The sequence below is a fragment of the Mesorhizobium carmichaelinearum genome (assembly GCF_900199455.1).
Lineage (GTDB): Bacteria > Pseudomonadota > Alphaproteobacteria > Rhizobiales > Rhizobiaceae > Mesorhizobium > Mesorhizobium carmichaelinearum.
In genome coordinates this window covers 155,446-180,092 of sequence record NZ_FZQR01000012.1, presented here as the reverse complement: position 1 = coordinate 180,092, position 24,647 = coordinate 155,446, and the positions used below count along the sequence as shown (strand labels likewise).

General features: G+C 63.6%; 22 protein-coding genes and 2 pseudogenes. 4 read left to right on the top strand and 20 right to left on the bottom strand.

The window, feature by feature from the left end:
• Nucleotides 1–29 precede the first annotated feature (29 nt).
• Nucleotides 30–392, top strand: a complete 363-nt coding sequence (locus CKW40_RS26185; protein ID WP_095202717.1) for a hypothetical protein — start codon at nt 30–32, stop codon at nt 390–392.
• A gap of 61 nt (nt 393–453) precedes the next feature.
• Here CKW40_RS26185 and CKW40_RS26180 read toward each other — a convergent pair whose 3' ends face one another.
• The 9 genes from CKW40_RS26180 to rplS form a co-directional block, all read right to left on the bottom strand.
• On the bottom strand, nt 454–1,665 hold the full coding sequence (locus tag CKW40_RS26180) for a GGDEF domain-containing protein (protein WP_095202716.1): 1,212 nt from the start codon (nt 1,663–1,665) through the stop codon (nt 454–456).
• A gap of 74 nt (nt 1,666–1,739) precedes the next feature.
• Nucleotides 1,740–2,936: a GGDEF domain-containing protein gene (locus CKW40_RS26175; protein ID WP_095202715.1), complete on the bottom strand. Its 1,197-nt coding sequence runs from the start codon at nt 2,934–2,936 to the stop codon at nt 1,740–1,742.
• 162 nt (nt 2,937–3,098) lie between these two features.
• Nucleotides 3,099–4,508, bottom strand: coding sequence for a 3-isopropylmalate dehydratase large subunit (gene leuC / locus CKW40_RS26170; protein WP_095202714.1), 1,410 nt, complete (start codon nt 4,506–4,508; stop codon nt 3,099–3,101).
• A 494-nt stretch (nt 4,509–5,002) separates the two neighbouring features.
• Nucleotides 5,003–5,638, bottom strand: a complete 636-nt coding sequence (locus tag CKW40_RS26160) for a class I SAM-dependent DNA methyltransferase (RefSeq protein ID WP_095202713.1) — start codon at nt 5,636–5,638, stop codon at nt 5,003–5,005.
• A 50-nt stretch (nt 5,639–5,688) separates the two neighbouring features.
• Nucleotides 5,689–6,504, bottom strand: a complete 816-nt coding sequence (locus CKW40_RS26155) for an amino acid ABC transporter permease (protein ID WP_095202712.1) — start codon at nt 6,502–6,504, stop codon at nt 5,689–5,691.
• Between the two features lie 317 nt (nt 6,505–6,821).
• On the bottom strand, nt 6,822–7,619 hold the full coding sequence (locus tag CKW40_RS26150) for a transporter substrate-binding domain-containing protein (protein ID WP_095202711.1): 798 nt from the start codon (nt 7,617–7,619) through the stop codon (nt 6,822–6,824).
• 158 nt (nt 7,620–7,777) lie between these two features.
• Nucleotides 7,778–8,314 carry a MarR family winged helix-turn-helix transcriptional regulator gene (locus tag CKW40_RS26145; protein ID WP_095202710.1) on the bottom strand — a complete coding sequence of 179 codons (537 nt, stop codon included), beginning with the start codon at nt 8,312–8,314 and terminating at the stop codon, nt 7,778–7,780.
• Nucleotides 8,311–8,724: an organic hydroperoxide resistance protein gene (locus CKW40_RS26140; protein WP_095202709.1), complete on the bottom strand. Its 414-nt coding sequence runs from the start codon at nt 8,722–8,724 to the stop codon at nt 8,311–8,313. The genes CKW40_RS26145 and CKW40_RS26140 overlap by 4 nt, the downstream gene beginning before the upstream one ends.
• 155 nt (nt 8,725–8,879) lie before the next feature.
• Nucleotides 8,880–9,413, bottom strand: a complete 534-nt coding sequence (rplS, locus tag CKW40_RS26135; RefSeq protein ID WP_095202708.1) for a 50S ribosomal protein L19 — start codon at nt 9,411–9,413, stop codon at nt 8,880–8,882.
• Between the two features lie 329 nt (nt 9,414–9,742).
• On the opposite strand from rplS, the gene CKW40_RS26125 reads away from it, so the two are divergent.
• On the top strand, nt 9,743–10,495 hold the full coding sequence (locus tag CKW40_RS26125; protein WP_095202707.1) for a sulfite exporter TauE/SafE family protein: 753 nt from the start codon (nt 9,743–9,745) through the stop codon (nt 10,493–10,495).
• On the opposite strand, the gene trmD is transcribed toward CKW40_RS26125, so the two are convergent.
• Together trmD and rimM are read right to left on the bottom strand one after the other, a co-directional pair.
• Nucleotides 10,477–11,175 carry a tRNA (guanosine(37)-N1)-methyltransferase TrmD gene (trmD, locus tag CKW40_RS26120; RefSeq protein ID WP_095202706.1) on the bottom strand — a complete coding sequence of 233 codons (699 nt, stop codon included), beginning with the start codon at nt 11,173–11,175 and terminating at the stop codon, nt 10,477–10,479. The two genes, CKW40_RS26125 and trmD, sit on opposite strands and share 19 nt — an antisense overlap.
• Nucleotides 11,172–11,771, bottom strand: a complete 600-nt coding sequence (gene rimM, locus CKW40_RS26115) for a ribosome maturation factor RimM (protein ID WP_095202705.1) — start codon at nt 11,769–11,771, stop codon at nt 11,172–11,174. The genes trmD and rimM overlap by 4 nt, the downstream gene beginning before the upstream one ends.
• A 119-nt stretch (nt 11,772–11,890) precedes the next feature.
• Between rimM and CKW40_RS26110 the strand changes: the two genes are divergently transcribed.
• Both CKW40_RS26110 and CKW40_RS26105 read left to right on the top strand, forming a co-directional pair.
• On the top strand, nt 11,891–12,829 hold the full coding sequence (locus CKW40_RS26110; RefSeq protein WP_095202704.1) for a tyrosine recombinase XerC: 939 nt from the start codon (nt 11,891–11,893) through the stop codon (nt 12,827–12,829).
• Between the two features lie 62 nt (nt 12,830–12,891).
• Nucleotides 12,892–13,962 carry a TraB/GumN family protein gene (locus CKW40_RS26105; protein WP_095202703.1) on the top strand — a complete coding sequence of 357 codons (1,071 nt, stop codon included), beginning with the start codon at nt 12,892–12,894 and terminating at the stop codon, nt 13,960–13,962.
• A gap of 3 nt (nt 13,963–13,965) precedes the next feature.
• Here CKW40_RS26105 and CKW40_RS26100 read toward each other — a convergent pair.
• From CKW40_RS26100 to CKW40_RS26055, 9 genes and pseudogenes are all read right to left on the bottom strand, one after another.
• Nucleotides 13,966–14,443 (bottom strand): annotated as a pseudogene (locus CKW40_RS26100) (DUF2867 domain-containing protein).
• Nucleotides 14,444–15,301: 858 nt separating this feature from the next.
• Nucleotides 15,302–16,717 (bottom strand): annotated as a pseudogene (gene lpdA, locus CKW40_RS26090) (dihydrolipoyl dehydrogenase); the annotation flags it as partial.
• A 76-nt stretch (nt 16,718–16,793) separates the two neighbouring features.
• Nucleotides 16,794–17,549, bottom strand: coding sequence for an SDR family oxidoreductase (locus CKW40_RS26085; RefSeq protein WP_095202700.1), 756 nt, complete (start codon nt 17,547–17,549; stop codon nt 16,794–16,796).
• The gene (locus tag CKW40_RS26080) at nt 17,546–18,046 is read right to left on the bottom strand and encodes a hypothetical protein (RefSeq protein ID WP_095202699.1); all 501 of its coding nucleotides are present in this window, start codon (nt 18,044–18,046) and stop codon (nt 17,546–17,548) included. Before CKW40_RS26080 ends, CKW40_RS26085 begins: the two co-directional genes overlap by 4 nt.
• A complete protein-coding gene (locus tag CKW40_RS26075) occupies nt 18,046–18,774 on the bottom strand; it encodes a DUF4241 domain-containing protein (RefSeq protein WP_095202698.1) in 729 nt (242 codons plus the stop codon). The genes CKW40_RS26080 and CKW40_RS26075 overlap by 1 nt, the downstream gene beginning before the upstream one ends.
• Nucleotides 18,775–18,790: 16 nt before the next feature.
• A complete protein-coding gene (gene odhB, locus CKW40_RS26070) occupies nt 18,791–20,074 on the bottom strand; it encodes a 2-oxoglutarate dehydrogenase complex dihydrolipoyllysine-residue succinyltransferase (RefSeq protein WP_095202697.1) in 1,284 nt (427 codons plus the stop codon).
• 31 nt (nt 20,075–20,105) lie between these two features.
• Nucleotides 20,106–23,093 carry a 2-oxoglutarate dehydrogenase E1 component gene (locus CKW40_RS26065; RefSeq protein WP_095202696.1) on the bottom strand — a complete coding sequence of 996 codons (2,988 nt, stop codon included), beginning with the start codon at nt 23,091–23,093 and terminating at the stop codon, nt 20,106–20,108.
• A 140-nt stretch (nt 23,094–23,233) separates the two neighbouring features.
• A complete protein-coding gene (gene sucD / locus CKW40_RS26060) occupies nt 23,234–24,136 on the bottom strand; it encodes a succinate--CoA ligase subunit alpha (protein ID WP_027042853.1) in 903 nt (300 codons plus the stop codon).
• 12 nt (nt 24,137–24,148) lie between these two features.
• Nucleotides 24,149–24,646: a DUF1579 family protein gene (locus CKW40_RS26055; RefSeq protein WP_095202695.1), complete on the bottom strand. Its 498-nt coding sequence runs from the start codon at nt 24,644–24,646 to the stop codon at nt 24,149–24,151.
• Nucleotide 24,647: the final 1 nt, after the last annotated feature.

The following is a 24,647-nucleotide window of genomic DNA, read 5'->3' as shown; positions in this document are numbered from 1 at the left end:
GGAGGCTTGCCTCAAACAAGGAAAACGCCATGCGTTCAAACTCGAGCAGATTGCGCCGTGCTGCGCTCATTGTGGCGGTCTCGGTCGCCGGCCTGGCGACGCCCACGCTGGCCGATGGACGCCACCAGGATCGCGTCTACGCCGATTCCTTCGGCAATCTCGTCATCGACAGCGCCGCCGGCTACAAGCGCATCATCGTCGGCGAGGGCAAGCTGGCCAAGCAGCTGTCCGACTACACCAGTGCCGGCCAGCCCAAGGTGATCTACCAGAACGAATCCGACGAGATTTCGGGCTACAGCGATTGCTACCGGCCGCCGGTGTTCGTCAAAGGCCGCAGCTACATGTACGGGCTTTCCGACGGCGAAATGCCGGAACTCAGCCCCTGCCGCTAGAACAGTTCGCCGTTTCACGGAAACGGCGAAGAGATGGATCAGGATGACGATTCAACCAAGGTCATCCTGATCTGGAGTTGACGACGATTGCGTTGGACGGCCACTCGCCTCCCAGCCCGGCTGAAGCGCGTACGCAGTCGCGCCCGGCATTCTTCGCCAGATAAAGCGCCTCATCCGCGCGCCGCATGAGATCGGCAATGGTCTCACTGGGATGAAGTTCGGCGATGCCGAAACTCGCGGTGCAGCGATTGTCCGGCGGCAGACCGTCGATGGGCAGCGCGCCGAACGCGCTGCGTGTGCCCTCGGCGAACAGCCGGGCGGCGGCAAGGTTGGCCCCCGGCAGGATGATGGCGAATTCCTCGCCGCCGATACGACCCGCGACATGGTGCCTGGCGGCCGCCCCGCGCAGGAAACCGGCAAAGGTCTCGATCACGCGGTCGCCAGAGGCATGGCCGAAATTGTCGTTGATGCTCTTGAAATGATCGAGATCGGCGATGACCAGCGTGACCGGGACGCCTTGCCGCATGGCGCCAAGCACGGCTTGCTCGGCCTGGCGCGTGAAGGCACCGCGATTGAGCAGTCCCGAAAGCGTATCGGTCTCCGACTTCGACGTCACATCGGCCAACACCTCACGAACCAGGATGGCCAGCATCAGCAGCGCCAGGGCCATGGCAAAGACGGTGCCGAGCGATTGCGATACCAGCGCGTAGTTGCTTTGCAGATAGGCCTGCGGATTGGCGCCCCAGCCACCGAGCGCGTGGGCGATGAACGGCTTTGAGGCAAACTGCACACCGCTGGCGGCAAGCACCGCCATCAGGATGCGTTCGAGCCGGCCACGCCTTTGCCTGGACGACCAGACGATGGCCAATCCGACGAATTGCATGACGGCATAGGGAAGCTGGTAGGCCATCATGCGGGCCAGCGACTGGCGCGGCAGATCCTGGACGAAATAGACGGCGATGGTGGCGGCGACCAGGAAGAACAGCATCGGCGGCCATGGCGGCGCGATACCGTATTTGCGGGCCAGCCCGGCATTGAAGGCCATGGTGGCGCCAAGGAAGACCGCGAAGGCGGTGACCACCGGGATTCTGGCATCGGTAAAGGCGGGAATGCTGAATTCGATGGCCGAATAGGCCATGCCCAGGACATAGCCAAAGGCAAACCAGCGCGCCGGGATGCGGCCGACATCGTGGAACGCGACCGCCATGAAGGATGCCGCCAGCAGGCCGGCAACCGACAGATTGATCAGCAGGATGAAGTTCGCGCCGCTCATCTCTTTCGTACCCCGTGCCGCAGCTAAACATCGACGGGCGAAAAAGACGTTAACGTGGGCTGGAAAGCCCGGTGTCAGGCGGTCTTGGACGGTTCCGGCACGAACAGCGTTTCGGGCCGTTCATAGGACAGGCGTACGCTGTCGCGGCCGTTCTTCTTGGCCTTGTAAAGCGCCTCGTCGGCGCGGCGCATCAAGGGCTGCAGCGCTTCCTCGCCGCTGCGGGCTGCCACGCCGAAACTGGCGGTGACCTTGGTGCCGGGGGGAAGCCCATCGACGCCGCCTGCCGAATAGAGCGTGCGCACCGCCTCGGCGAACAGCCGCGCAGCGGCGAGATCGCTCAGCGGTAGAAGCACGGCGAACTCCTCGCCGCCGATGCGCCCGGCGGCTCCGCGCGCGCCGGTGGCCGCCCGCAGCTTGGCGGCGAAGTCGGAGATCACCCGATCGCCTGCCGCATGCCCGTGCACATCGTTGAGTGCCTTGAAATGATCGAGGTCGGCCAGCACCAGCGCCACCGGAAACTTCGCCGCGGCGCAACGCTGCAACAGGAACTCGGCGCGCTCCTCGAAACCGCGCCGGTTGAGCAGGCCCGACAGCGGATCGGTATATGTCTCGGCCTTCAGCGCCTTCATCACGTCGAGCGCCGCGGCGCTGAACAGGCAAAGCGCGATCAGCAGCGACAAGAGCGCGTGCGACAGCAGCGCCGTCGTCCAGTAGGATGAGCCATAGAATCCGTCATAGCTGGTGAACGGCCCGTGCGCGATGACGACGACAAGCGTGCGCACGAAGAAGTTGAGGCCCGACAGCAGCGACAGCACGAACAGGATTTTCTCGGTCGGGCCGTTGTTGCGCACCGGCCTGAGTTCGGCGCCGACCAGAAGGCTGAGCCCGCCGAAGCCAAAGTTCATCGCCAGGATACGCCAGGTGAGATCCGGCGCGATGAACAGGAACCAGCTGAACGAGGCCAGCCCGCCACCTGCCAGCACGCCGATCCCGACATAGGGCACGTTGCGGCCATAGCGGGCGACGATGGCACCCGACAGGCAACAGCCGGCGATGGTGAAGCAGATGTTGGACACCAGCTTGGTCAGCACCATGCCGACGGGCAAGGTGAAATACTGGAACAGAAAGCCGAATGCCGAAAGACAGTAGCTGAGTGCCAGCACGGCCAGATAGGGCCGGTGGCGCTGATAGGCCCATAGCACGAGGAAGGCCGAGCCGAGCGCCAGCGCGATCGTCGGATTGAGCAGCGCGATGAACAGGCCGGTGTCCAAAGGACCGTGACTTCCCCTCACTTACGTCGGGGAAGACCCTAGGCCGCAAGCCCAAACAAGCGGTTAAGCGCAAGCGAATATGTGGGCTGCGCGAATGAAAAAGACCCCGGAACCGCAATGCGATCCGGGGTCTGGCAATCAATAAACCGTGTAGACGGGACGTTATTTCCAGTCGCGGATGTCGACGAAGTGGCCGGCGATCGCCGCTGCCGCCGCCATCGCCGGCGACACCAGATGGGTGCGGCCCTTGAAGCCTTGCCTTCCCTCGAAATTGCGGTTCGAGGTCGAGGCGCAGCGTTCATGCGGCTTCAGCCGGTCGTCGTTCATGGCCAGGCACATCGAGCAGCCCGGCTCGCGCCAGTCGAAACCGGCGGCGCGGAAGATCTTGTCGAGACCCTCGGCTTCCGCCTGTTCCTTGACCAGGCCGGAGCCCGGCACGATCATGGCGTTGACGCGCGGATTGACGGTCTTGCCCTCGATCACCTTGGCGGCGGCGCGCAGATCCTCGATGCGGCCATTGGTGCAGGAGCCGATGAAGACGCGGTCGAGCGCGATGTCGGTGATCTTGGTGCCCGGCGTCAGGCCCATATAGTCGAGCGCGCGCTGCTTGGAGGTGCGCTTGTTCTCGTCGGTGATATCGTCCGGGTTCGGCACGATGCCTTGCACGGAGACGACATCCTCGGGCGAGGAGCCCCAGGAGACGATGGGCGGCAGTTTCGCCGCGTCGAGCACGATGACCTTGTCGAAATGCGCGCCTTCGTCGGACTGCAGCGTCTTCCAGTAGGCGAGTGCCGCATCCCAGGCAGCGCCCTTCGGGGCGCGCGGCTTGTCCTTGACATAGGCGAAGGTGGTCTCGTCGGCGGCGATCAGGCCGGCGCGCGCGCCGCCCTCGATCGACATGTTGCAGATGGTCATGCGGCCTTCCATCGACAGCGCGCGGATCGCCTCGCCGGCATATTCGATGACATAGCCGGTGCCGCCGGCAGTGCCGATCTCGCCGATGATGGCAAGGATGATGTCCTTGGCGGTGACGCCTTCCGGCAACTGGCCATCGACGCGCACCAGCATGTTCTTGGCCTTGCGCTGGATCAGCGTCTGCGTTGCCAGCACATGCTCGACTTCCGACGTGCCGATACCGTGAGCCAGCGCGCCGAACGCGCCATGCGTCGAGGTGTGGCTGTCACCGCAGACGATGGTCATGCCGGGCAAGGTAAAGCCCTGCTCGGGACCGATAATGTGGACGATGCCCTGGCGGATATCGTTCTCGGAATAATATTCGACGCCGAAATCCTTGGCGTTTTTGGCCAGCGCCTCGACCTGGATGCGGCTTTCCTCGTTCTTGATGCCGAACTTGCGCTCGGGCGAGGTCGAGACATTGTGATCGACCACGGCCAGCGTCTTTTCCGGATGGCGGACCTTTCGGCCGCTCATGCGCAGGCCTTCGAAGGCCTGCGGGCTGGTCACTTCATGGACGAGATGGCGGTCGATGTAGAGCAGGCAGGTGCCATCGTCCTGGCGGTCGACGACGTGGTCGTCGAAAATCTTGTCGTAGAGGGTGCGCGGTGCGCTCATGTGCGTAAATCCGTCGATATGAGAATGGGAAAGAGCAGATGCCGGCAGGTCTTGGTCCGGCGCAACGACCTGGACAGGTCGGCCTAGCTAAGTCGGCTGGTCAAAGCGCCGCTGACGCGCGCGGAGAAGCGCGACGGCAGGCGTTTTCTGTCCTGCAGCACGAACCCCTTGTAAGCCGGATCGCCAAAAAGCTCTTCCATGGCGTGGCTCATACCAATGTTTTGGCTTTTCGGCAATTGCGGCGTGCTTGGCCGGACTTGGGTTCCTCGCCACACGAAGTGGAGAGAGGTGGCCCGGCGAAGCCGGGACGGAGAGGGGCCTGCGCGGCGTCTGGAATTTGTTGCCTTCCGATAGCTTCGATCCTGGCCCGTCTCGCGCTTCGTCTTTCACCGGGTTCTGGCTTCGCGTAGGTCGTCCCCCTCTCCGACACGGCTTCGCCGGGCCACCTCTCCCCCGCTTCACGGGGGCGAGGAACCAGCGCCAAGCTTACCGGCTCACAGCACCTCGAACACGAAAGTCTTCACCAGCGCATCCGGCTCTGCGATGGCGTAGCAGCGGAACCATGGGCTTTGCTCGACCAGCCGCCATTTCTTCGCCTGCGTGAGCTCATCGAACACGCCCTGAAAACCGCCGCTCTCGAACACCTGGTCGCGCACGGTGAAGATCGCGTGGCCGCCCTTTTTGGTGATGCGCACCAGTTCGTGCAAGCCCGACGCCGGCGCGTGGCTGATGGTGAAGACGCCGGTCGAGAAGAAGGCGCGGAAATACCCGTCGGGCCAGGGCAACGGCCCGCCCAGCATCGCCTGCTTCAGCTCGCTATAGGCATTGCGGCTGCCGGCGATCTTGAGCATGTCGTCCGAGAGATCCAGCCCGGCAATGTCGCCGTAGCCCAACGCCTTTAGCGACGGCCCCGACAGGCCGGTGCCGCAGCCGGCGTCGAGCAGCGGCCCTTCGCCGGCCGGAACATAGCGCGCCACCCAGGCCGTGATCAGGAACGGCAAGAGATAGCCGAGCGAGGCGGTCTCGCTGTCATAGGTCGCGGCCCAGGCGGCGTAAGCCTGCGCCAGCGTTTCCGGCGTGTCGGCGCCATAGACGGAATCCAGCGCCGCATTGGCCTTGTCGACGATCATGAGACCTCCCTCTGTGTCGACAGGATCGTAACGCTGTCTTCGCCGAAAAACTATTCCTCGTGCTGGCGGCGCAGACGCCGCTCCAGCGCCCTGAGCGCCAGCGACAGGCCGACGGTGAGGATGAGATATATATAGGCTACGATCGAATAGGTCTCGAAGAAGCGGAACGAGCCGGCGGCATAAACCTTGCCCATCTGCGTGATGTCGGCGACGCCGAGCACCGAGACCAGCGAGGAATCCTTGACCAGCGCGACGAAATCATTGCCGAGCGGCGGCAATATGGTGCGGATCGCCTGCGGAAACACGATCAGCCGGAAGCGCTGCGCGCGGCTCAAGCCCAGCGCCTTGGCCGCCTCGATCTGGCCTTTCTCGACCGCCTGGATGCCGGCGCGAAAGACCTCGGAGATGAAGGCCGAGTAGCCGATGGTCAGCGCCATGATGGCTCGCCACAACAGCGACACGTCGCGCACCAGGAGCTCGCCGAAATAGCCGGCACTTTGCAGCGGCGAGGTCAGCACATTCCAGGCCGCGACAAAGGCCGGCGCGCCGGCAAACGCGATCCAGAACAAAAGCACCAGGATCGGCACGCCGCGAATGATCTCGACATAGAAGCGGGCGATCTGGCGCAGCCAGGGTGAAGCGGACAGGCCCATCAGCGCAATGCCGAGACCGATGACCGATGCCAGCGCGAAAGCGATCACGGTGACGAAGACAGTGATGCCGATGCCCTTGGCGACCGTGGCGAAGACCTGGGCATAGAGATCGCTGGCCGCGATGAACAAGGCCGCCGCCAATGCAAGCACCGCGGCAACGGCAAGCCACCAGGGGAATTCGGCTTTGGTGGAGGAGGACGAAGGCGGTGCCATCAGGCGATGTCGCCAGAATGGAAGCCCCGAAAGGGTAGCGCCGAGGCACCCCCCTCTGCCCTGCCGGGCATCTCCCCCTCAAGGGGGGAGATCGGATGTCGCCTTGGCCTTCGCCAATAACCGACGTTGAAAAGGAAGCGCTGTACGCGAAGCGGCCAATCTCCCCCCTTGCGGGGGTTGAGGAAGTGGTCCGCGCAGCGGACGGAAAGCCAATTGCTTGGCTTTCCGAACGACGAAGGTCCGGCAGGGCAGAGGGGGGTGCTCAAGCGCAAACTCAGCGTGATTTCCCGCACGGGCACTCCCGTCAACAACAGGACCTACTGCCCCATCTTGTAATCAAGGAACCACTTCTTGTTCAGTGTATCGAGCGTCCCGTCCGCCTTCAGCGCGGCGATCGCGGCGTTGACCGGCTTCACCAAATCCGATCCCTTCGGGAAAATGAAGCCAAAATCCTCGGTGCCGAGCGGGCCGCCGATGAGCTTCAGCTTGCCCTCGGACGCATCGACATAGCCCTTGCCGGCGGTGCCGTCGGTCAGCACAACATCGACGTCGCCGGATTTCAGCGCCTGCACGGTGGCGCCGAAAGTCTCGAACATTTTGATGCGCGGGTTCTGCTCATTACCGTCGAGCACGCTGTAGACGGCGGTGTAGAACGGCGTCGTACCAGGTTGCGCGCCGATCAGCCCGTCCTTGAAGGCGCCGAAGGTCTTGGCGTCGGTGAAGCGGCTTTCGTCGCCGCGCACCAGCATGAACTGCTCCGAGCGCATATAGGGGTCGGAGAAATCGACCTTCTCCTTGCGGTCGTCCTTGATGGTGATGCCGGTCATGCCGATGTTGTACTGGTTGTCGGAAACCGCCTGGATCATCGCGTCCCAGGAGGTGTTTTGGTACTCGACCTTGAAATTCAGCCGCTTGGCGATTTCGTTCATCGCGTCATATTCCCAGCCGATCTGTTTTCCCGTCTTGGGATCGATGAACTGCAGCGGCGGATAGGCGTTCTCCGTCACCACCACCACCTTCTTCCCGCCGAGATCGGGCAGCGCCTGCGCAAAGGCGGCAACGGGCGCCAGCACAAGGGCCAGCAGGCCGGCCAGCAGCAGTTTCGACTTGGTCATGACACACTCCCGAAAATTGAAAGCGCCCGGATGGGCTTACAAGAAAATCCGGCGCCGACTTTAGCTTTCCGCATGCGCCATGCAAGACGGTCCGCTGCGTCAGCGCGCGCGAAAAGGGATTCCAATACCCTCAATTCAGGGATTTCCGGATGATCTGCTTATCTCGAGCCAGAGACCAACGCTTCCGCATCCGCCGACGCGTCTTCCGTTACAGCGTCGCGCAGACCGGCAACAAGCTGGGTGAGTGTTGCGTGCAGGGCTTTCGCTTCGCCAGGCTGCAGCGGCACGCTGCAGGCAAGGGCCAAGGACACATCCTTGATGCGTGCGCGCAGCGCCTGGCCCTTGGCCGTCGGCTCGACCAGCACCCGGCGCTCATCGGCGGCATCGCGGCGACGGGTGAGGAGGCCGCCCGCCTCCATTCGCTTGAGCAGCGGCGTCAGCGTCGCGGAATCCAGGCCAAGCGCCTCGCCAAGCGTGCCCACCGTGCTCGGCGCGTGCTCCCACAGCGCCAACATCACCAGATATTGCGGATAGGTCAGGCCGAGCGGATCGAGCAACGGCCGATAGAGCTTGGTCATCAGCCCGCTCGCCGAATAGAGCGCGAAGCAGAGCTGCTGGTCGAGTCGCGGAACCCTCACCGTCCCGGCGGTCTCCGCAGGGACGTCGCTGGCGCTGTTTGTGGTCTTTCCCGTCATGCCGCCTTTACCGTAAGCGCCACCTCGACATTGCCCCTGATGGCGTTGGAATAGGGGCAGATCTTGTGCGCCTCCGATACAAGCGCTTCCGCCGCCGCCTGATCAAGGCCTTTCGTTTCCGCCGCGAGCGCGACGCCGAGCTTGAAGCCCTCGCCATTGGGGAGCAGGCTGACGGTCGAGCTTACCCCCGCATCCGTGAGCGGCAGCTTCTGTTTGCGCGCGACGAAGCGGATGGCGCTTTCGAAGCAGGCGGCATAGCCGATGGCGAAAAGCTGCTCGGGATTGGTGGCGCCACCCGGCCCGCCGAGCTCCTTGGGCATCGCCAGATCGACCTTGAGAAGACCGTCGCTGGTCTCGCCATGGCCGGCGCGGCCGCCGGTGACGTGAGCCTGTGTGGTGTAGAGTGCCATATCAAATCTCCAATTATCTTGTGAACGATTATTTAGTACACAAGATAATATGACGTCAACGCCGGGATCCGATTTTCTGGGCTGAAAGCGTTCACAGTCTGGTGAAACGAAAAAAGGCGGCCGAAGCCGCCTTTTTGAATGGGATTTCCGAAGTCTTATTCGGCGGGGGTCGCTTCCGCGGCCTTGGCGGCCTCAGCCTCAGCGGCTGCCTTCTTCTCGGCGGCCGTCTCGGCGGCCAGCGCCTGGGCGGCGGCGACCTTCTCGGCTTCGATGCGGGCCTTCTCGGCGTTCAGCGCGTCGCGCTCCTCATCGTTGAGCTTGCGGGCGCGCACGCCGGTGTTTTCCGAGATACGGGCCGACTTGCCGCGACGGTCGCGCAGGTAATAGAGCTTGGCGCGACGCACCTTGCCGCGGCGCACGATCTCGACGCCCTCGACCATCGGCGAGAAAACCGGAAACACGCGCTCGACGCCTTCGCCGTAGGAGATCTTGCGGACGGTGAAATTTTCCTGGAAGCCGGAACCGGCGCGGGCGATGACGACGCCCTCATAGGCCTGGACGCGGGTGCGGGTGCCTTCGGTCACGCGGACCTGGACGCGCACGGTGTCGCCGGGCTGGAATTCGGGGAGCTTGCGCTTGGCTTCGATCTTGGCGGCCTGCTCGGCCTCGAGCTGACGGATGAGATCCATCTTGGGTAATCCACTTCTTGTTCTTCCGACAGTCAGAGCGTCCGACACTCGCCTTGCAGTTCCATTGACCGCTCGGCTATGTCCTTTGGCTCTGAGACATTTTTGTCTCCAAGACATCGGACAGGGGCGACTACACCGTCATTGTTGACGGGTCCGGCAGATTCTTCTTCCGGTTCGGCGGGCACATACAGCTATTTCAGGGCTTTGTCACGCCCGCGCACGAGTCTTTTTTGCCGGCATGGCACCATCGTAATCGCTCCGTGCCGGGTTGCGCCGGCCCTCAGGCCTTTCTAAGCCTGACATGACACAGTTTTCCGCGGCGGCATTCCATGTCTGTCTTCGACGCCATCCTGCTGTTCCTGGCGGGCTTCCTGTCCGGCGCCGCCAATGCGGTCGCCGGCGGCGGCACCTTCATCACCTTCGGCGCCATGACATTGGTCGGCGTGCCGCCGATCGTCGCCAACGCCACCTCCTCGGTGACGCAATTCCCGGGCTATATCACCTCGACGCTGGCCTACTGGACCGACATCCGCCACTTCTGGCGCGGTGCCCTGCTGCTTTGCGCCATATCGGCGATCGGCGCGCTGGCCGGCGCGCTGATCCTGCTGGCGCTGTCCAACCCGTCCTTCCGCGCCCTGGTGCCGTGGTTGCTTTTGGGCGCAACCGCCCTGTTTGCCGCCGGGCCGTGGCTGAAGCCAGCGCCAAAACCCGGTCATGAGGCGGCGGTCGGCTCGCTCGCCGGTTCGCTGGCGCAGTTCATCACCGCCATCTATGGCGGCTTCTTCGGCGCCGGCATGGGCGTGATGATGCTGGCGACGCTCGGCCTCACCCAGGCCGGCGACTACCACCGGCTGAACGCGCTGAAGAACATGCTGGCCGTGGTCATCGCGGCGGTCGCCATCGTCGTCTTCGTCTCGGGCGGCGTCGTCGCCTGGCCGCAGGCGATCATCATGATCCCGGGCGGTGCGCTCGGCGGCTATGCCGGTGTGTGGATCGCCAAGCGCGTGCCGCAGAACGTGGTGCGCGGCTTCGTCGTCGCCGTCGGCCTGTTTCTCGCCTTTTATTACTTCGGCAAGGGCTGAACGCTGAGCAGATCAGGCCGCCTCTCCCTGGTCAGCCTCTCCGACTGCTCCCGACGCCATGCGGCAATCTTCTTGTGATTGCCTGAGATCAGCACGTCGGGAATCTCCCGCCCTTCGAATTCCTGCGGCCGCGTGTAGTGCGGATGTTCGAGCAGGCCGTTCTCGAAACTCTCTTCCTCGCCGGACACCGCATTGCCCATCACGCCGGGCAGCAGCCGCACCACGGCGTCGAGCAGCACAAGTGCTGCCGGTTCGCCCCCGGAGAGGATGAAATCGCCGATCGAAACTTCCTCTAATCCCCGCGCGTCGATCAGCCGCTGGTCGACGCCCTCGAAGCGGCCGCACAGGATGACGGCGCCCGGCCCGGCGGCAAGCTCGCGCACGCGCGCCTGGGTCAGCGGTTTGCCGCGCGGGCTCATCAAAAGGCGCGGACGCGTATCGCCCGGCGGCGAGGCGTGATCGATGACCCTGGCCAGCACATCGGCGCGCATCACCATGCCGGCGCCGCCGCCGGCCGGCGTGTCGTCGACGGTGCGGTGCTTGTCGGTGGCGAAATCGCGGATCTGGATCGCTTCAAGCGACCATGTGCCGGCCTCGAGCGCGCGGCCCGCCAGCGACAGGCCGAGCGCGCCCGGAAACATCTCGGGGTAGAGTGTCAGTACCGACGCGGCAAAACTCACCGGTTACCCCCGGCGTCGCGCGGTCCGCGCGGCCTGCCCTTCGGATCGAAACCGTCTTCGCCGGGCGCATCGCCATCCTCGTCCTCGATCAGTCCGGCCGCCGCCGGGTCGACGCGGACAAAGCCCTCGGCGATCGACACTTGTGGCACGGCGGCCTGAGTGAACGGGATCAGCACGCCCTTGCGGCCGCCAAGCGTCACGTCGAGAATGTCGCCGCCACCGAAATTATGCACGGCGACGACCTTGCCGAGCGCGGCACCGGTATCGTCGCGAACCTCCAGCCCGACCAGGTCGGCATGGTAGAATTCATCCTCCTCGCCGTCGTCGGGCAGCATCGAACGGTCGACGAACAACTCGGTCCCGGCGAGCGCCTCGGCGGTGTTGCGATCACTGATGCCCTTGAAACGCACCACGACGACCGTGTTGGCGGGCCTGATGTCGATGATCTGGAAGGCACGGCCATCCCTGGCATAGAGCGGCCCATAATCGGCCAGCGCCATCGGCTCGCCGGTGAAGGTTTTCACCCTGAGTTCGCCCTTGATGCCATGGGCGGCGCCGATCACGGCCATCTGGACAGGGTTTTGCGGCTTGCTCATGGCGAAATATCCTTTGGCCTGCTCTAGCCCCAGCCCGGCGTCATTTCAATGATCACCCCTTGTCATTTCAATGACGCGCTCTTCACTGCTTCCTAACCCGAATCCCCGAAAATGCCGCCATGCAGGAATTCCTCATCCCGGCGAAACCCGATCTCCAGGCGGCGCGCGAAAGCTGGTTGAAGATGCTGGCGCGTGAGCGCCGGCTGTCGCCAGAGACCGTCGAGGCCTATGAACGCGACACGCGCCAGTTCCTGCATTTCCTCACCGGCCATTGCGGCGGCTCGCCCGGTATTTCGGACATCGCCAATCTGCGCCCTGCCGATCTGCGCGGCTTTCTCGCCGCGCGCCGCAACGGTGGCGCCGGTGCGCGCACACTTGGCCGAGGTCTCGCCGGCATCCGCTCGCTGCTGCGCTTTCTCGAACGGCGAGGTCTCGCCAATGCGGCTGGTGCCGCAGCACTTCGCGCGCCGCGCCAGCCCAAATCGCTGCCGAAACCGTTGACGGCGAGCGACGCCAAACAGGTCGTGTCGGTGGAGGGCCAACTGGCCGAAGAACCCTGGATCGCCGCCCGCAACGCCGCCGTGCTGACGCTGCTTTATGGCTCGGGCCTGCGCATTTCCGAGGCGCTCGGCCTCGCCGGCGCCGATCTGGCCTCGGAGGCCGACACCGTACTGCGCGTCACCGGCAAGGGCGGCAAGACGCGGCTGGTGCCGGTGCTGCCGGTTGCGCTGCGAGCAATCGCCGAATACCGCCGCCTCTGCCCCTATCATCTCGATCCGAAAGAGCTGTTGTTTCGCGGCGCGCGCGGCGGCCCGCTCAATCCGGCCATCATCCAGCGCGACATGGCGAAACTGCGCTCGGCGCTCAACCTGCCCGACACGGCGACACCGCACGCGCTGCGCCATTCCTTCGCCACCCATCTGCTCGGCCGTGGCGGCGATCTGCGCACCATCCAGGAACTGCTTGGCCACGCCAGCCTGTCGACGACGCAAATCTACACCGGCGTCGACACCGCAAGGCTGCTCGAAATCTACGAATCGGCCCATCCGAGGGCGTAACCCCTTCAATTTCGACCTACCAATTAACCGTTTTGCCGCTTTTCATCCTTAGAAGAGATGTCATGAAACGCGTCATTGCCATCGCCGACCGTGCAGCTTCCATCTCGCTGAAGCTGCTTGTCGCGCTCAACGTGCTGTTTTTCCTGTCTTTCCTTGCCGTCCTGCTGTTCGCCGCCGGCAGGGCGCATGCGGAATTCCCGACCTGCAGCGGCGCCGACATGCTGTCGGCCCTGCAGAAGAGCAACCCTGCCACCTACAGCAAGATCGAGGCGGAAGCCGCCGCCACACTGAATGGCAAGGGCCTGCTGTGGAAGCTGGAGAAATCGGGCGAACAGCCATCCTATCTGTTCGGCACCATGCACATGACCGACCCGCGCGTCACCACGCTGCCACCGCAAGCGCAGAAGGCGTTTGACGCCGCCGGCACCCTCATCATCGAAACCACCGACGTGCTCGACAAGCAGAAGATGATGACGGCAATGCTGAAAGAGCCGGACCTGATGATGTTCACCGACTCCACGACGCTGTCGTCCTTGCTGACTCCGGACGAAGCGGCGGCGATGAATGCCGCACTCGACGCGCGCGGCATTCCGCCGGCAACGGTCGCCAAGATGAAGCCATGGATGCTGTCCGCGATGATGGCGCTTCCGGCTTGCGAACTCGCCCGCCAGTCGGGCGGGGCGCCGGTGCTCGACGTCAAGCTGGCCGAGAGTGCCAAGGCCGCCGGCAAGCCGGTGGAAGGATTGGAAACGGCCGAGAGCCAGTTGCGCGCCATGGCCTCGCTGCCGCTCGCCTTTCACATGAAGGGCCTGGTCGACACGCTGAAGCTGGGCGACAAGGTCAACGACATCAACGAGACGATGATCATCCTCTACCAGCGCGGCGACACCGGCATGTTCTGGCCGCTGTTCCGCGCCGCCATGCCGGACGAACAGAACGATCCCGCCGGCTATGCGGCCTTCGAGGAAACCATGATCACCAGCCGCAACAAGGTGATGGTCGATCACGCCGAGCCGATCCTGGCCAAGGGCAACGCCTTCATGGCGGTCGGCGCGCTGCACCTTCCTGGTCCGCAGGGACTGGTCGAGGATTTCCGCAAGGCTGGCTATACTGTCACGGCAGTGGGGCTTTAACCCCTATTTGTTCAAAAGCTGAGCCAGCATCGCCGGAACGATGATGCGGTGAAACGGCATGATGATGGCGAGATACGTCCGCCCAAACAGATTGTGCGTCTTCACGATCGTCGACGCAGCCACCTCCTGCCGGCCCGCGCCGAGGTCGTTCACCTCCACCAGGATGCGGAAATCGAGATGCCGGTCGTCCAGGCCAAGGACGACCCTGCCGGGCGCCTGGCTGATGAGCGGAAATATGCCGATCCTGCTTTCCGGCGGTGCGTCGGGTCTAGCCCCCGTTTTCAGCCCAAATGGCCTGACGGCGAGGTTGCGCAGCGCCGTAAGCCGGCCGACCCACAGCGGGGTTCGCCCCAGGGGCGCGCTCGGCCGCGCCAATGGCGGTCAATGCAAGACCATCGGTTGTCAGCACGTAGCGGTCGGCGAACTGAGCGCCGGCAAGAACGCCTTCGGGATCGGGAAAGGTCTGTGCTGTGGGCGTCATACCGGCAAATCCTTCGCAACCAACGATAGCATCGGTTGGTTTGGAACACTGCGTGGCGAAACGCCGCCAGGACTGGTCGAGGATTTTCGTAAAGCCGGCTATACTGTCACCGCCGTCAATTGAGTCGGACGGCAGTGGGGGGCCCAAACGCCGCGTTTTCGGCGTTTTCCTTCTCTAGCGTGAAACCCATTCAACGGTTGCACGTTGATGGCTGTTGATTGATCATTTTCATCCACGGAGGACACTTTTATGGCGAATCCATCGAACGACACTCCCAGGCCAAGCGGCGGTGGCGGCAGCCCTTGGCTGATTGCGCTGGTCGTCGTTATCCTGGCGATTGTCGCGTATTACGTTTTCGGCAGAAGCGGCCAACATCCGGCACCCGCCGAACCGCCAGCGGCCAGCACGCCGGCCCCTGCGCCCGCGCCCGCTCCGGCACCCGAGCCAGCACCGGCTCCTGCGCCAGCTCCGGCCCCTGCGCCAGCACCCGCGCCTGCACCAGCACCAGCGCCTGCTCCCGCTCCGGCGCCTGCGCCGGCCAACTGATCGGCTCGATATCAGATACGAACGGCCCGCTGAAAAGCGGGCCGTTTTGTTTTTGGGGCGATAGCGCCCGAAAGGCCTTTAGAAACTCGCTCCGGTGAGTCAGCTGGCGTGGCTTTCAAGAACCGGAGCGGAGCGGACATTCGAGTCCGTGAGCAGCGCATGACCCCGAAAATCGGTCCGATTTTCGGAAAGGATCATGCGCCAGTCAAAAGTGTCACAGCGTCCTTTGCGCGTCCAAGAGGGCGCGCGGCGCTGTGAGAAGCGCAGAAAGTCGCGCCAGATGGCCTCCGGAGTAGAGTTTATAATGAGCCTTTAGATGTGGATCGGCTTGAAGAAAGTTGCCAGCGCCGCTTCCTTCACCGCTTCCGACATCGTCGGATGCGCGTGGGTGGTGCGGGCGAGATCCTCCGACGAGCCGCCGAACTCCATCAGCACCGCCGCCTCGTGGATCATCTCGCCGGCGCCGAAGCCGACAATGTGCACGCCGAGCACGCGGTCGCTTTGCTTGTCGGCAAGGATCTTCACGAAACCGTCCGTGTGCAGCATGGCGCGCGCGCGGCCATTGGCGCTGAACGGGAATTTTCCGACCTTGTAGTCGATGCCGGCCTTCTTCAGCTCTTCCTCGGTCTTGCCGACCGAGGCGATTTCCGGGCTGGTGTAGACGACGCTCGGAATGACCTCGTAATTCACATGGCCAACCTGGCCGGCAATGGTTTCGGCCACCGCGACACCCTCGTCCTCGGCCTTGTGCGCCAGCATCGGCCCGGCGATGACATCGCCGATGGCGTAGATGCCGGGGACGTTGGTCTGGAGATGGCCGTCGGTCTTGACCCGGCCGCGCTCATCGACCTCGACGCCCGCTTCCTTCAGCCCCAGAGTGTCGGAAAAGGCGCGGCGCCCGGTGGCAATCAGCACGACATCGGCGGCGATGGTCTCGGCAGCGCCGCCCTTCACCGGCTCGAAGGTGACGGTTGCACCCTTCTTGGCCTTGGTGACGCCGGTGACCTTAGCGCCGAGCTTGAACTCGAAGCCTTGCTTGGAGAGCAGCCGCTGGAACTGTTTGGAGACCTCGCCGTCCATGCCGCCGAGGATGATGTCGAGGAACTCGACGACGGTGACCTTGGCGCCGAGCCGCGCCCAGACCGAGCCGAGCTCGAGCCCGATGACGCCGCCGCCGACCACCACCAGATGGCCGGGAACCTTGTCCAGCGCCAGCGCACCAGTCGACGACACGATGACCTTCTCGTCGAAATCGACCTTGACGCCGGGAATGCCAGCGACATCGGAACCGGTGGCGATGACGATGTTCTTCGTCTCGATCTCCTCGACCTTGCCGTCCTCGGAGGTGACCGAGACCTTGCCGGCCGCGACCACCTTGCCGGTGCCACGGAAGCTATCGATCTTGTTCTTCTTGAACAGGAAGGCGACGCCGTTGACGTTGGACGACACCGTCGCATCCTTGTGCGCCATCATCTTCTTCAGATTGAGCTTCGGCGCCGGGATCTCGACGCCGAGCGTGTCGAAGGAATGGCCGGCCTCGGCGAACATTTCGGAGGCATGAAGCAGCGCCTTGGACGGGATGCAGCCGATGTTGAGGCAGGTGCCGCCGAAGGTGGCGTTCTTCTCGACCACCGCCGTCTTCAGCCCGAGCTGTGCCGCCTTGATGGCGCAGACATAGCCGCCCGGTCCCGATCCGATGATAACGACGTCATAAGCCATGATACTGTCCTTCTGTTTTGAGCATGATGCCGAAAAGTGTGACGCGGTTTTCGGATAACATCATGCTCGAACTGCTTGAGAGCGCTCAGCGGCCGCCGCTGACATTCAGGATCGCGCCCGTCGTATAGGACGCGGCGTCGGATAGAAGATAGAGAACAGCAGCAGCGACTTCATCCGCGGTGCCGGCTCTTTTCATCGGCAGCGTGTCCTGGATCAGCGCCACCCGGTCCGGCTGTCCGCCTGAGGCATGAATATCGGTGTCGATGATGCCGGGGCGCACCGCATTGACGCGCACGCCTTCGGCGGCCACTTCGCGCGCAAGCCCGACGGTGAACGTGTCGATGGCGCCCTTGGAGGCGGCGTAATCGACATAATTGTCCGGCGCGCCGAGCACCGCCGCCGCCGAGGAGATGTTGACGATCGCTCCGCCCTTGCCGCCATGGCGCGTCGACATGCGCTTGACCGCCTCGCGGGCGCACAGGATGGAACCGACGACATTGATGCGCATCATGCGCTCGAGCCGTGCCACACTCATCTCGTCGACGCGCGCCTTGGCGTCGACAATACCGGCATTGTTGACGAAAGCGTCGAGCCGGCCATAGGTGCGATCCACCGACTCGAACATGGCCAGGATATCGGCCTCGCTGCCGACATCGCCCTTGACCGCAAAAGCGTCGCCACCGGCGGCCTTGATCTCGGCAACCAGCGCGTCGGCGGCAGCCTTGTTCGCCGTGTAGTTGACCACAACGCGATAGCCGGCCTTCGCCCCGAGCCGGCAGACGGCGGCGCCGATGCCGCGGCTGCCGCCGGTGACCAGCAGCACTCTTTGCGCCTCGCTCATTCCTGGCATCCCTTCAGCGTAAACACATCCGACGGCACCTTCGAAAATCCACTACCGCCATAGGCCAGTGAATGCCGCAATGACGGCCCGAGGTCGGGAAGGATCAGTGTCTTCGGCGCATCGACACTTTCGGCCGGCAACAGCCCGATCGCGCCCTTCTCATCCGACGTATAGATCACACCGTTCCACAGCGTGCAGGCGGCAAGTTCGCCGCCGGTGACGTCGCCCTCGGGGCACTTGTACATCAAGGAACCGTTCGGCCGCGCTTCACCCGAGCTCCACATGACAATGCCGTTCAGCACCACATTGTTGTCGAGGATCATGCGGAATGTGTTGGTGACAACAGCCGATGTGCCGGTCGGCGTAAAATCGATCTCGCCGCCGCTTTGGGTATCGCCATAGGCCGCGAGTTCGATCGGGCACGCGGCATGGGCACTGGAATTCGCCGCTGTGAGAGCAGCCAAAAATCCGACTATGGGCGTAGTGACGTTTGTCATCAGTTCGCCTGGTTGCTTTCTCGGCCGTCCGCGTTTTCGAGCACCTCGAAGTCGGTCATCAGGAGAAGTGGTTCGCCGATGGCGTTCAGTCCCCAGAATGACCGGTACCCGCCGTCACCGAAGCCAGTGTCGAACATGGCGACATTGAGTGGATTCCCATCAATCGGATTGTCCATGCCAAATCGGTCAAGAGAACACGCAACGTCGGCAAGATAGTCGTCGAGTTCTTCTTGGTTGGTCATAAGCGTCAGAAACGACTTGTCCATGAACGACGCGACAGCGTCATCGACGATGAATTCAAAAAATTGCGACTTATAGGCCTGTGGGCGATCACGAACGAAGGTGGCTAATTCCCAGCGCACGGGCAAGCCGGGACTGAACCGCAAGACTGCCGCAGCAATGCGGCCCTGCGCCTGAAGCATCGTGACTGGATAGCGTCCTGGTCTCACCTTGCGGCTAAACGCAGGCCGCCCTAGCCCGGTGATCAGCGGATCGCAGGCGACGATTTCGCCGGTCGGCAACTCAAGCTCGCCGATTGTGATGGCGGTGATCTCCCGTTTCGCCATCTCCGCATCGCTGAGAGCGAAGACGCCGAGATTGCTACTCGCCGGCGCCGAATCCCATTCAATCGATGTCGTCGGCGATGCGACGGCAGTCGAGGCAGCTGGCCGAAAAACCCGTAGCAGGCGACCCAGCCTGAACCCGAACCTTTCCACCCAGCCGCCCATTGCGGATCAGCTCCGACTAGAGATCAAGCACCAGCCGTTCCGGATCCTCCAGGCTTTCCTTGACGCGCACCAGGAAGGTCACGGCTTCCTTGCCGTCGACGATGCGGTGATCGTAGCTCAGCGCCAGATACATCATCGGCCGGATGACGACCTGGCCGCCGACCACGACCGGCCGATCCTGGATCTTGTGCATGCCCAGAATGCCCGATTGCGGCGCGTTGAGGATCGGCGTCGACATCAGCGAGCCGTAAACGCCGCCATTGGAGATGGTGAAGGTACCGCCCTGCATGTCGGCGACCGACAGCTTGCCGTCGCGCGCGGCGATGCCCAGCCGGCCGATCTCCTTCTCGATCTCGGCGATGGACATCTGGTCGGCATCGCGCACGACAGGCACGACAAGGCCCTTCTCGGTGCCGACGGCGACGCCGACATGGGCGAAATTCTTGTAGATGATGTCGGTGCCGTCGATCTCGGCATTGACCGCCGGGATTTCCTTCAGCGCGTGGGTGACGGCCTTGGTGAAGAAGCCCATGAAGCCGAGCTTCACGCCGTGCTTCTTCTCGAACACGTCCTTGTACTTGGTCCGCAGCGCCATCACCGCTGACATGTCGACCTCGTTGAAGGTGGTCAGCATGGCGGCGGTCGACTGCGCTTCCTTCAGCCGGCGCGCGATGGTCTGGCGCAATTTGGTCATGCGCACGCGTTCTTCGCGCGAGGCATCGTCGCCCGAGGATGGCGCGCGAACGGCAATCGGTGCAGGTGCCGGCGCCGCCTTCGGCGTCTCGGCCGGCTGCGACGGCGCGCCCTTGGAGATGGCATCAAGCACGTCGCCCTTGAGCACCTGGCCGCGCTTGCCCGAGCCGGAAAGCTGGTCGACCGACAAATTGTTCTCGGCGATCAGTTTTGCCGCGGCCGGCGCCGGCGGCATGCTGCGCGGCTCGACCGCGCCGGCATCGCCGGCGATCTTGGCGGTCTCGGCCGCGGCCTGCTTGGTGGTCTGCGCCGCATCCGGCGACGAGGCCTGCGACACAGCCTGTGGCTTGGTCGCCGGGGCGGCAGCGCCGCCTGCCGAGATCGAACCTAGCAAAGCGCCGACAGCGACCGTCTCGCCTTCCTTGGCGGTGATTTCGCCCAGCGTGCCGGCGGCGGCGGCTGGAACTTCCACCGTCACCTTGTCGGTTTCGAGCTCGACCAGCGGCTCGTCGACGGCAATGGCATCGCCGACCTTCTTGAACCATTTGCCGATGGTCGCCTCGGTGACGGATTCGCCGAGAGTGGGAACGCGGATTTCGGTAGCCATTGTGCCTGTCCGTTCTTGTCGGTTCTGTTCTTTATTCGCCGAGCGCGTCTTCGAGCAAGGCGGCGAGCTGGGCAAGGTGCTTGGACATCAAGCCGGTCGCCGGCGACGCGGCCGCCGGCCGGCCGGTGTAGCGCACCCGCTGATGCTTCGCGTCGATATGTGCCAGCACCCATTCCAGATACGGGTCGATGAACGACCAGGCACCCATGTTCTTGGGCTCCTCCTGGCACCACACCATCTCGGCGTTGCGGAAACGTGACAGTTCGGTGATCAGCGCCTTGGCCGGGAACGGATAGAGCTGTTCGACGCGCAGCAGATAGATGTCGTTGATGCCGCGCTTCTCGCGCTCTTCATAGAGGTCGTAATAGACCTTGCCCGAGCACAGCACGACGCGGCGGATCTTGCTGTCCTTGGTGAGCTTGATCGCCTGGTTGGGCAACAGCTGGGCGTCGTCCCACAACAGCCGGTGGAACGAGCTTTCGCCCGAGATTTCCGGCAGCGTCGACACCGCCCGCTTGTGGCGCAGCAGCGACTTCGGCGTCATCAGGATCAGCGGCTTGCGGAAGTCGCGCTTCAGCTGCCGCCGCAGGATGTGGAAGTAGTTGGCCGGCGTGGTGCAGTTGGCCACTTGCATATTGTCTTCGGCGCAAAGCTGCAGGAAGCGCTCGAGCCTGGCCGAGGAATGTTCCGGACCCTGGCCTTCATAGCCATGAGGCAACAGGCAGACGAGGCCCGACATTCTGAGCCACTTGCGCTCGCCAGAGGAGATGAACTGGTCGAACACCACCTGGGCGCCGTTGGCGAAGTCGCCGAACTGCGCTTCCCACAAGGTCAGCGCCTTCGGCTCGGCGAGGCTGTAGCCATATTCGAAGCCCAGCACCGCCTCTTCCGACAGCATCGAGTTGATGACCTCGTAGCCGGCCTGCGCCGCCGACAGATTGTTGAGCGGGATGTAGCGGGTCTCGTCGCGCTGGTCGTAGAGCACGGAATGGCGCTGCGAGAAGGTGCCGCGTTCGGAATCCTGCCCTGACAGGCGGATCGGATTGCCGTCGAGCAGGATGGCGCCGAAAGCCAGCGCCTCGGCCGTCGACCAGTCGATGCCTTCGCCGGATTCGATCGCCTCGCGGCGGTTTTCGAGGAAACGGATGATCGTCTTGTGCGCCTCGAAACCCTTCGGCACCTCGGTCAGCTTCTTGCCGATTTCCTTCAGCGTCTTCACCGGCACGGCGGTCTTGCCGCGCCTTTGTTCGTCCTGGTTGTCGGCCGTGCGCAGGCCAGACCAGGCGCCATCCAGCCAATCGGCCTTGTTGGGCTTGTAGTGCTGGCCGACTTCCCATTCAGATTCCAGATGCGCGCGCCAGTCGGCTTTCATCTGGTCGAGCTCGGCCTGGGTGATGTGGCCCTCGGCGATCAGCCGGTCGCCATAGATCTGCACCGTCGTCTTGTGGGTGCGGATGTTGCGGTACATGATCGGCTGGGTGAAGGCCGGCTCGTCGCCCTCATTGTGGCCGAAGCGGCGGTAGCAGAACATGTCCACGACCACCGGCTTGTGGAACTTCATGCGGAATTCGATCGCCACCTTGGTGGCATGGACCACGGCTTCCGGGTCGTCGCCATTGACGTGGAAGATCGGCGCCTCGATCATCTTGGCGACGTCGGACGGATAGGGCGACGAGCGCGAGAAGCGCGGATTGGTGGTGAAGCCGATCTGGTTGTTGATGATGAAATGCAGCGTGCCGGCGACGCGGTGGCCGCGCAGGCCGGACAGGCCGAGGATTTCGGCGATCACGCCCTGGCCGGCGAAGGCGGCGTCGCCATGCAGCAGCAGCGGCAGCACCTTGGCGCGCTCTTCCAGCGGCACGATCTCCTCGCGTCCGCGGCCGAACAGATAGTCCTGCTTGGCGCGCGCCTTGCCCATCACGACGGGATCGACGATTTCGAGGTGCGACGGGTTGGCGGTCAGCGACAGATGCACCTTGTTGCCGTCGAACTCACGGTCCGACGAGGCGCCGAGATGGTACTTCACGTCGCCCGAGCCTTCGACCTCGTCGGGGGCGGCCGAGCCGCCCTTGAACTCGTGGAAGATGGCGCGGTGGGGCTTCGCCATTACCTGGGAAAGCACGTTCAGCCGGCCGCGATGCGCCATGCCGAGCACGATCTCCTTCATGCCGAGCTGGCCGCCGCGCTTGATGATCTGCTCCAGCGCCGGGATCAGCCCTTCGCTGCCATCGAGGCCGAAGCGCTTGGTGCCCTTGTATTTGACGTCGATGAACTGCTCAAAACCTTCCGCTTCGACCAGCTTCTGCAGGATCGCCTTCTTGCCGGTGGCGGTGAAGGAGATCTCCTTGTCGGCGCCCTCGATGCGCGCCTGGATCCAGGCCTTTTCTTCGGGATCGGAGATGTGCATGAATTCGACGCCGAGCGTCGAGCAATAGGTGCGGGTCAGGATCTCCAGCATCTGCCGGATGCTGCCGAATTCGAGACCCAGAACATTGTCGAGGAAGATCTGCCGGTCATAGTCTGCGGCGGTGAAGCCGTAGTTTTCCGGCGACAGTTCGTTGTAGTCCTCGAGCGGTTTGGCGATGCCGAGTGGGTCGAGATTGGCGTGCAGATGGCCGCGCATGCGGTAGGCACGGATCATCATGATGGCGCGCACGGAATCGCGTGTCGCCTGGTGCACGTCGGCATCGGAGAGCACGACGCCGTTGGTGACCGCCTTGTCCTTGACCTTCTTCTCCAGGTGCTTCTCGACGATGCCCCAATTGCCGTCGAGCGCCGACACCAATTCGCCATTGGCCTGCAGCGGCCAGGACGGCCTTGCCCAGGAAGCGCCCTTGGCGTTCTTGCGCACATCGCCGGCGTCGTCCTTCAGCCCGGCGAAGAACTCCTGCCACTCCGGATTGACTGATTCCGGGTCGTCCTCATAGGCGGCATAGAGCGCGTCGATGTAATCGGCGTTGCCGCCATAAAGGAATGAGGTGAGCGAAAATTGGTCGTTGGCCTGATCTTGTCTTGCCATTTTTGTCCGCGGAGCCTGGCTCCGTCTCCTTCTTCAAGGGGAATAGTGAGTAGTCAGTAGTGAGTAGAAAATAGAAATTTCCCGCTCAGCAGCCACTCACACGTTCTTCCCTTTTCACTACTCACTAATGACTACTCACTTTAACCCTTGATCGCCTCGACCAAGGTCGTGCCCAGCCGTGCCGGCGAGGGCGATACTTTGATCCCGGCCGATTCCATTGCCGCGATCTTGTCCTCGGCGCCGCCCTTGCCGCCGGAGATGACCGCGCCCGCATGGCCCATGGTGCGGCCGGCCGGTGCCGTGCGCCCGGCGATGAAGCCGGCCATCGGCTTCTTGCGGCCACGCTTGGCTTCGTCCTTGAGGAACTGCGCGGCGTCTTCCTCGGCCGAACCGCCGATCTCGCCGATCATGATGATCGACTTGGTCTCGTCATCGGCCAGGAACATCTCGAGCACGTCGATGAACTCGGTGCCCTTGACCGGGTCGCCGCCAATGCCGACGGCGGTGGTCTGGCCGAGGCCGACATTGGTGGTCTGGAACACGGCCTCATAGGTAAGGGTTCCCGAGCGCGAAACAACGCCGACCGAGCCCTTGCGGAAGATGTTTCCGGGCATGATGCCGATCTTGCACTCGTTGGGGGTGAGTACGCCCGGGCAATTCGGGCCAATCAGCCGCGAGGTCGAGCGGTCGAGCCGCGCCTTGACCTTGATCATGTCCATCACCGGAATGCCTTCGGTGATGCAGATGATCAGCGGTATCTCCGCCTCGATCGCTTCCAGGATCGCTTCGGCCGCACCCGCCGGCGGCACATAGACGACGGACGCATTGGCGCCGGTCTTTTCTTTGCCCTCGGCGACGGTGGCGAAGATCGGCAGGCTCTCGCCCTTCGACCCGGTCCAGGTCTCGCCGCCCTTCTTGGGATGGATGCCGCCCACCATCTTGGTGCCGTGATAGGCCAGCGCCTGTTCGGTGTGGAACGTGCCGGTCTTGCCGGTCAGGCCCTGCACCAGCACTTTGGTGTTCTTGTCGACGAGAATGGACATCGGAGCCCTTTTCTAAAAACCGTTGATCGAGGAAGGCGAGACGCGCCGGTAGACGCCGCTCACCATGTCTTGCCAGCCATTGCTGCCGGCGGGTTTGAAATGCAGTCGCATGCGGTAGGTGTCGGCATCGTCGAAAATATACGTCACGCGTGCCGCGCCGCGCGGCGACGACCGCTCCAGAACCAGTTCATTGCCGCTCCACGTGCCTGTGGCCGGCGAGGCCGGCACAAAGCCCATCGAATCGAACTGGTGCATGGTGACCACGCTGTTCTGCTGGTCGAAGCCGAACACATTGTGCGAACCGAAGGAAATCGTGCCGTCACGGCGCTGGCGATAGCGCTGCACCACGAACAGTCCGCCGAACTGTGCCTCTGCCAGCACTTCGGAAGTCGCCGTGCCGCCATCGGCCCATTGCGTGTCCGCCACCTCTTCCTCGCCGCGCCACGCGCCGAGCAGCGCCTGCAGGCGCTGGTGATCGGCGGAAAGCGATGAGAAGGAAGCCGCGTTCATC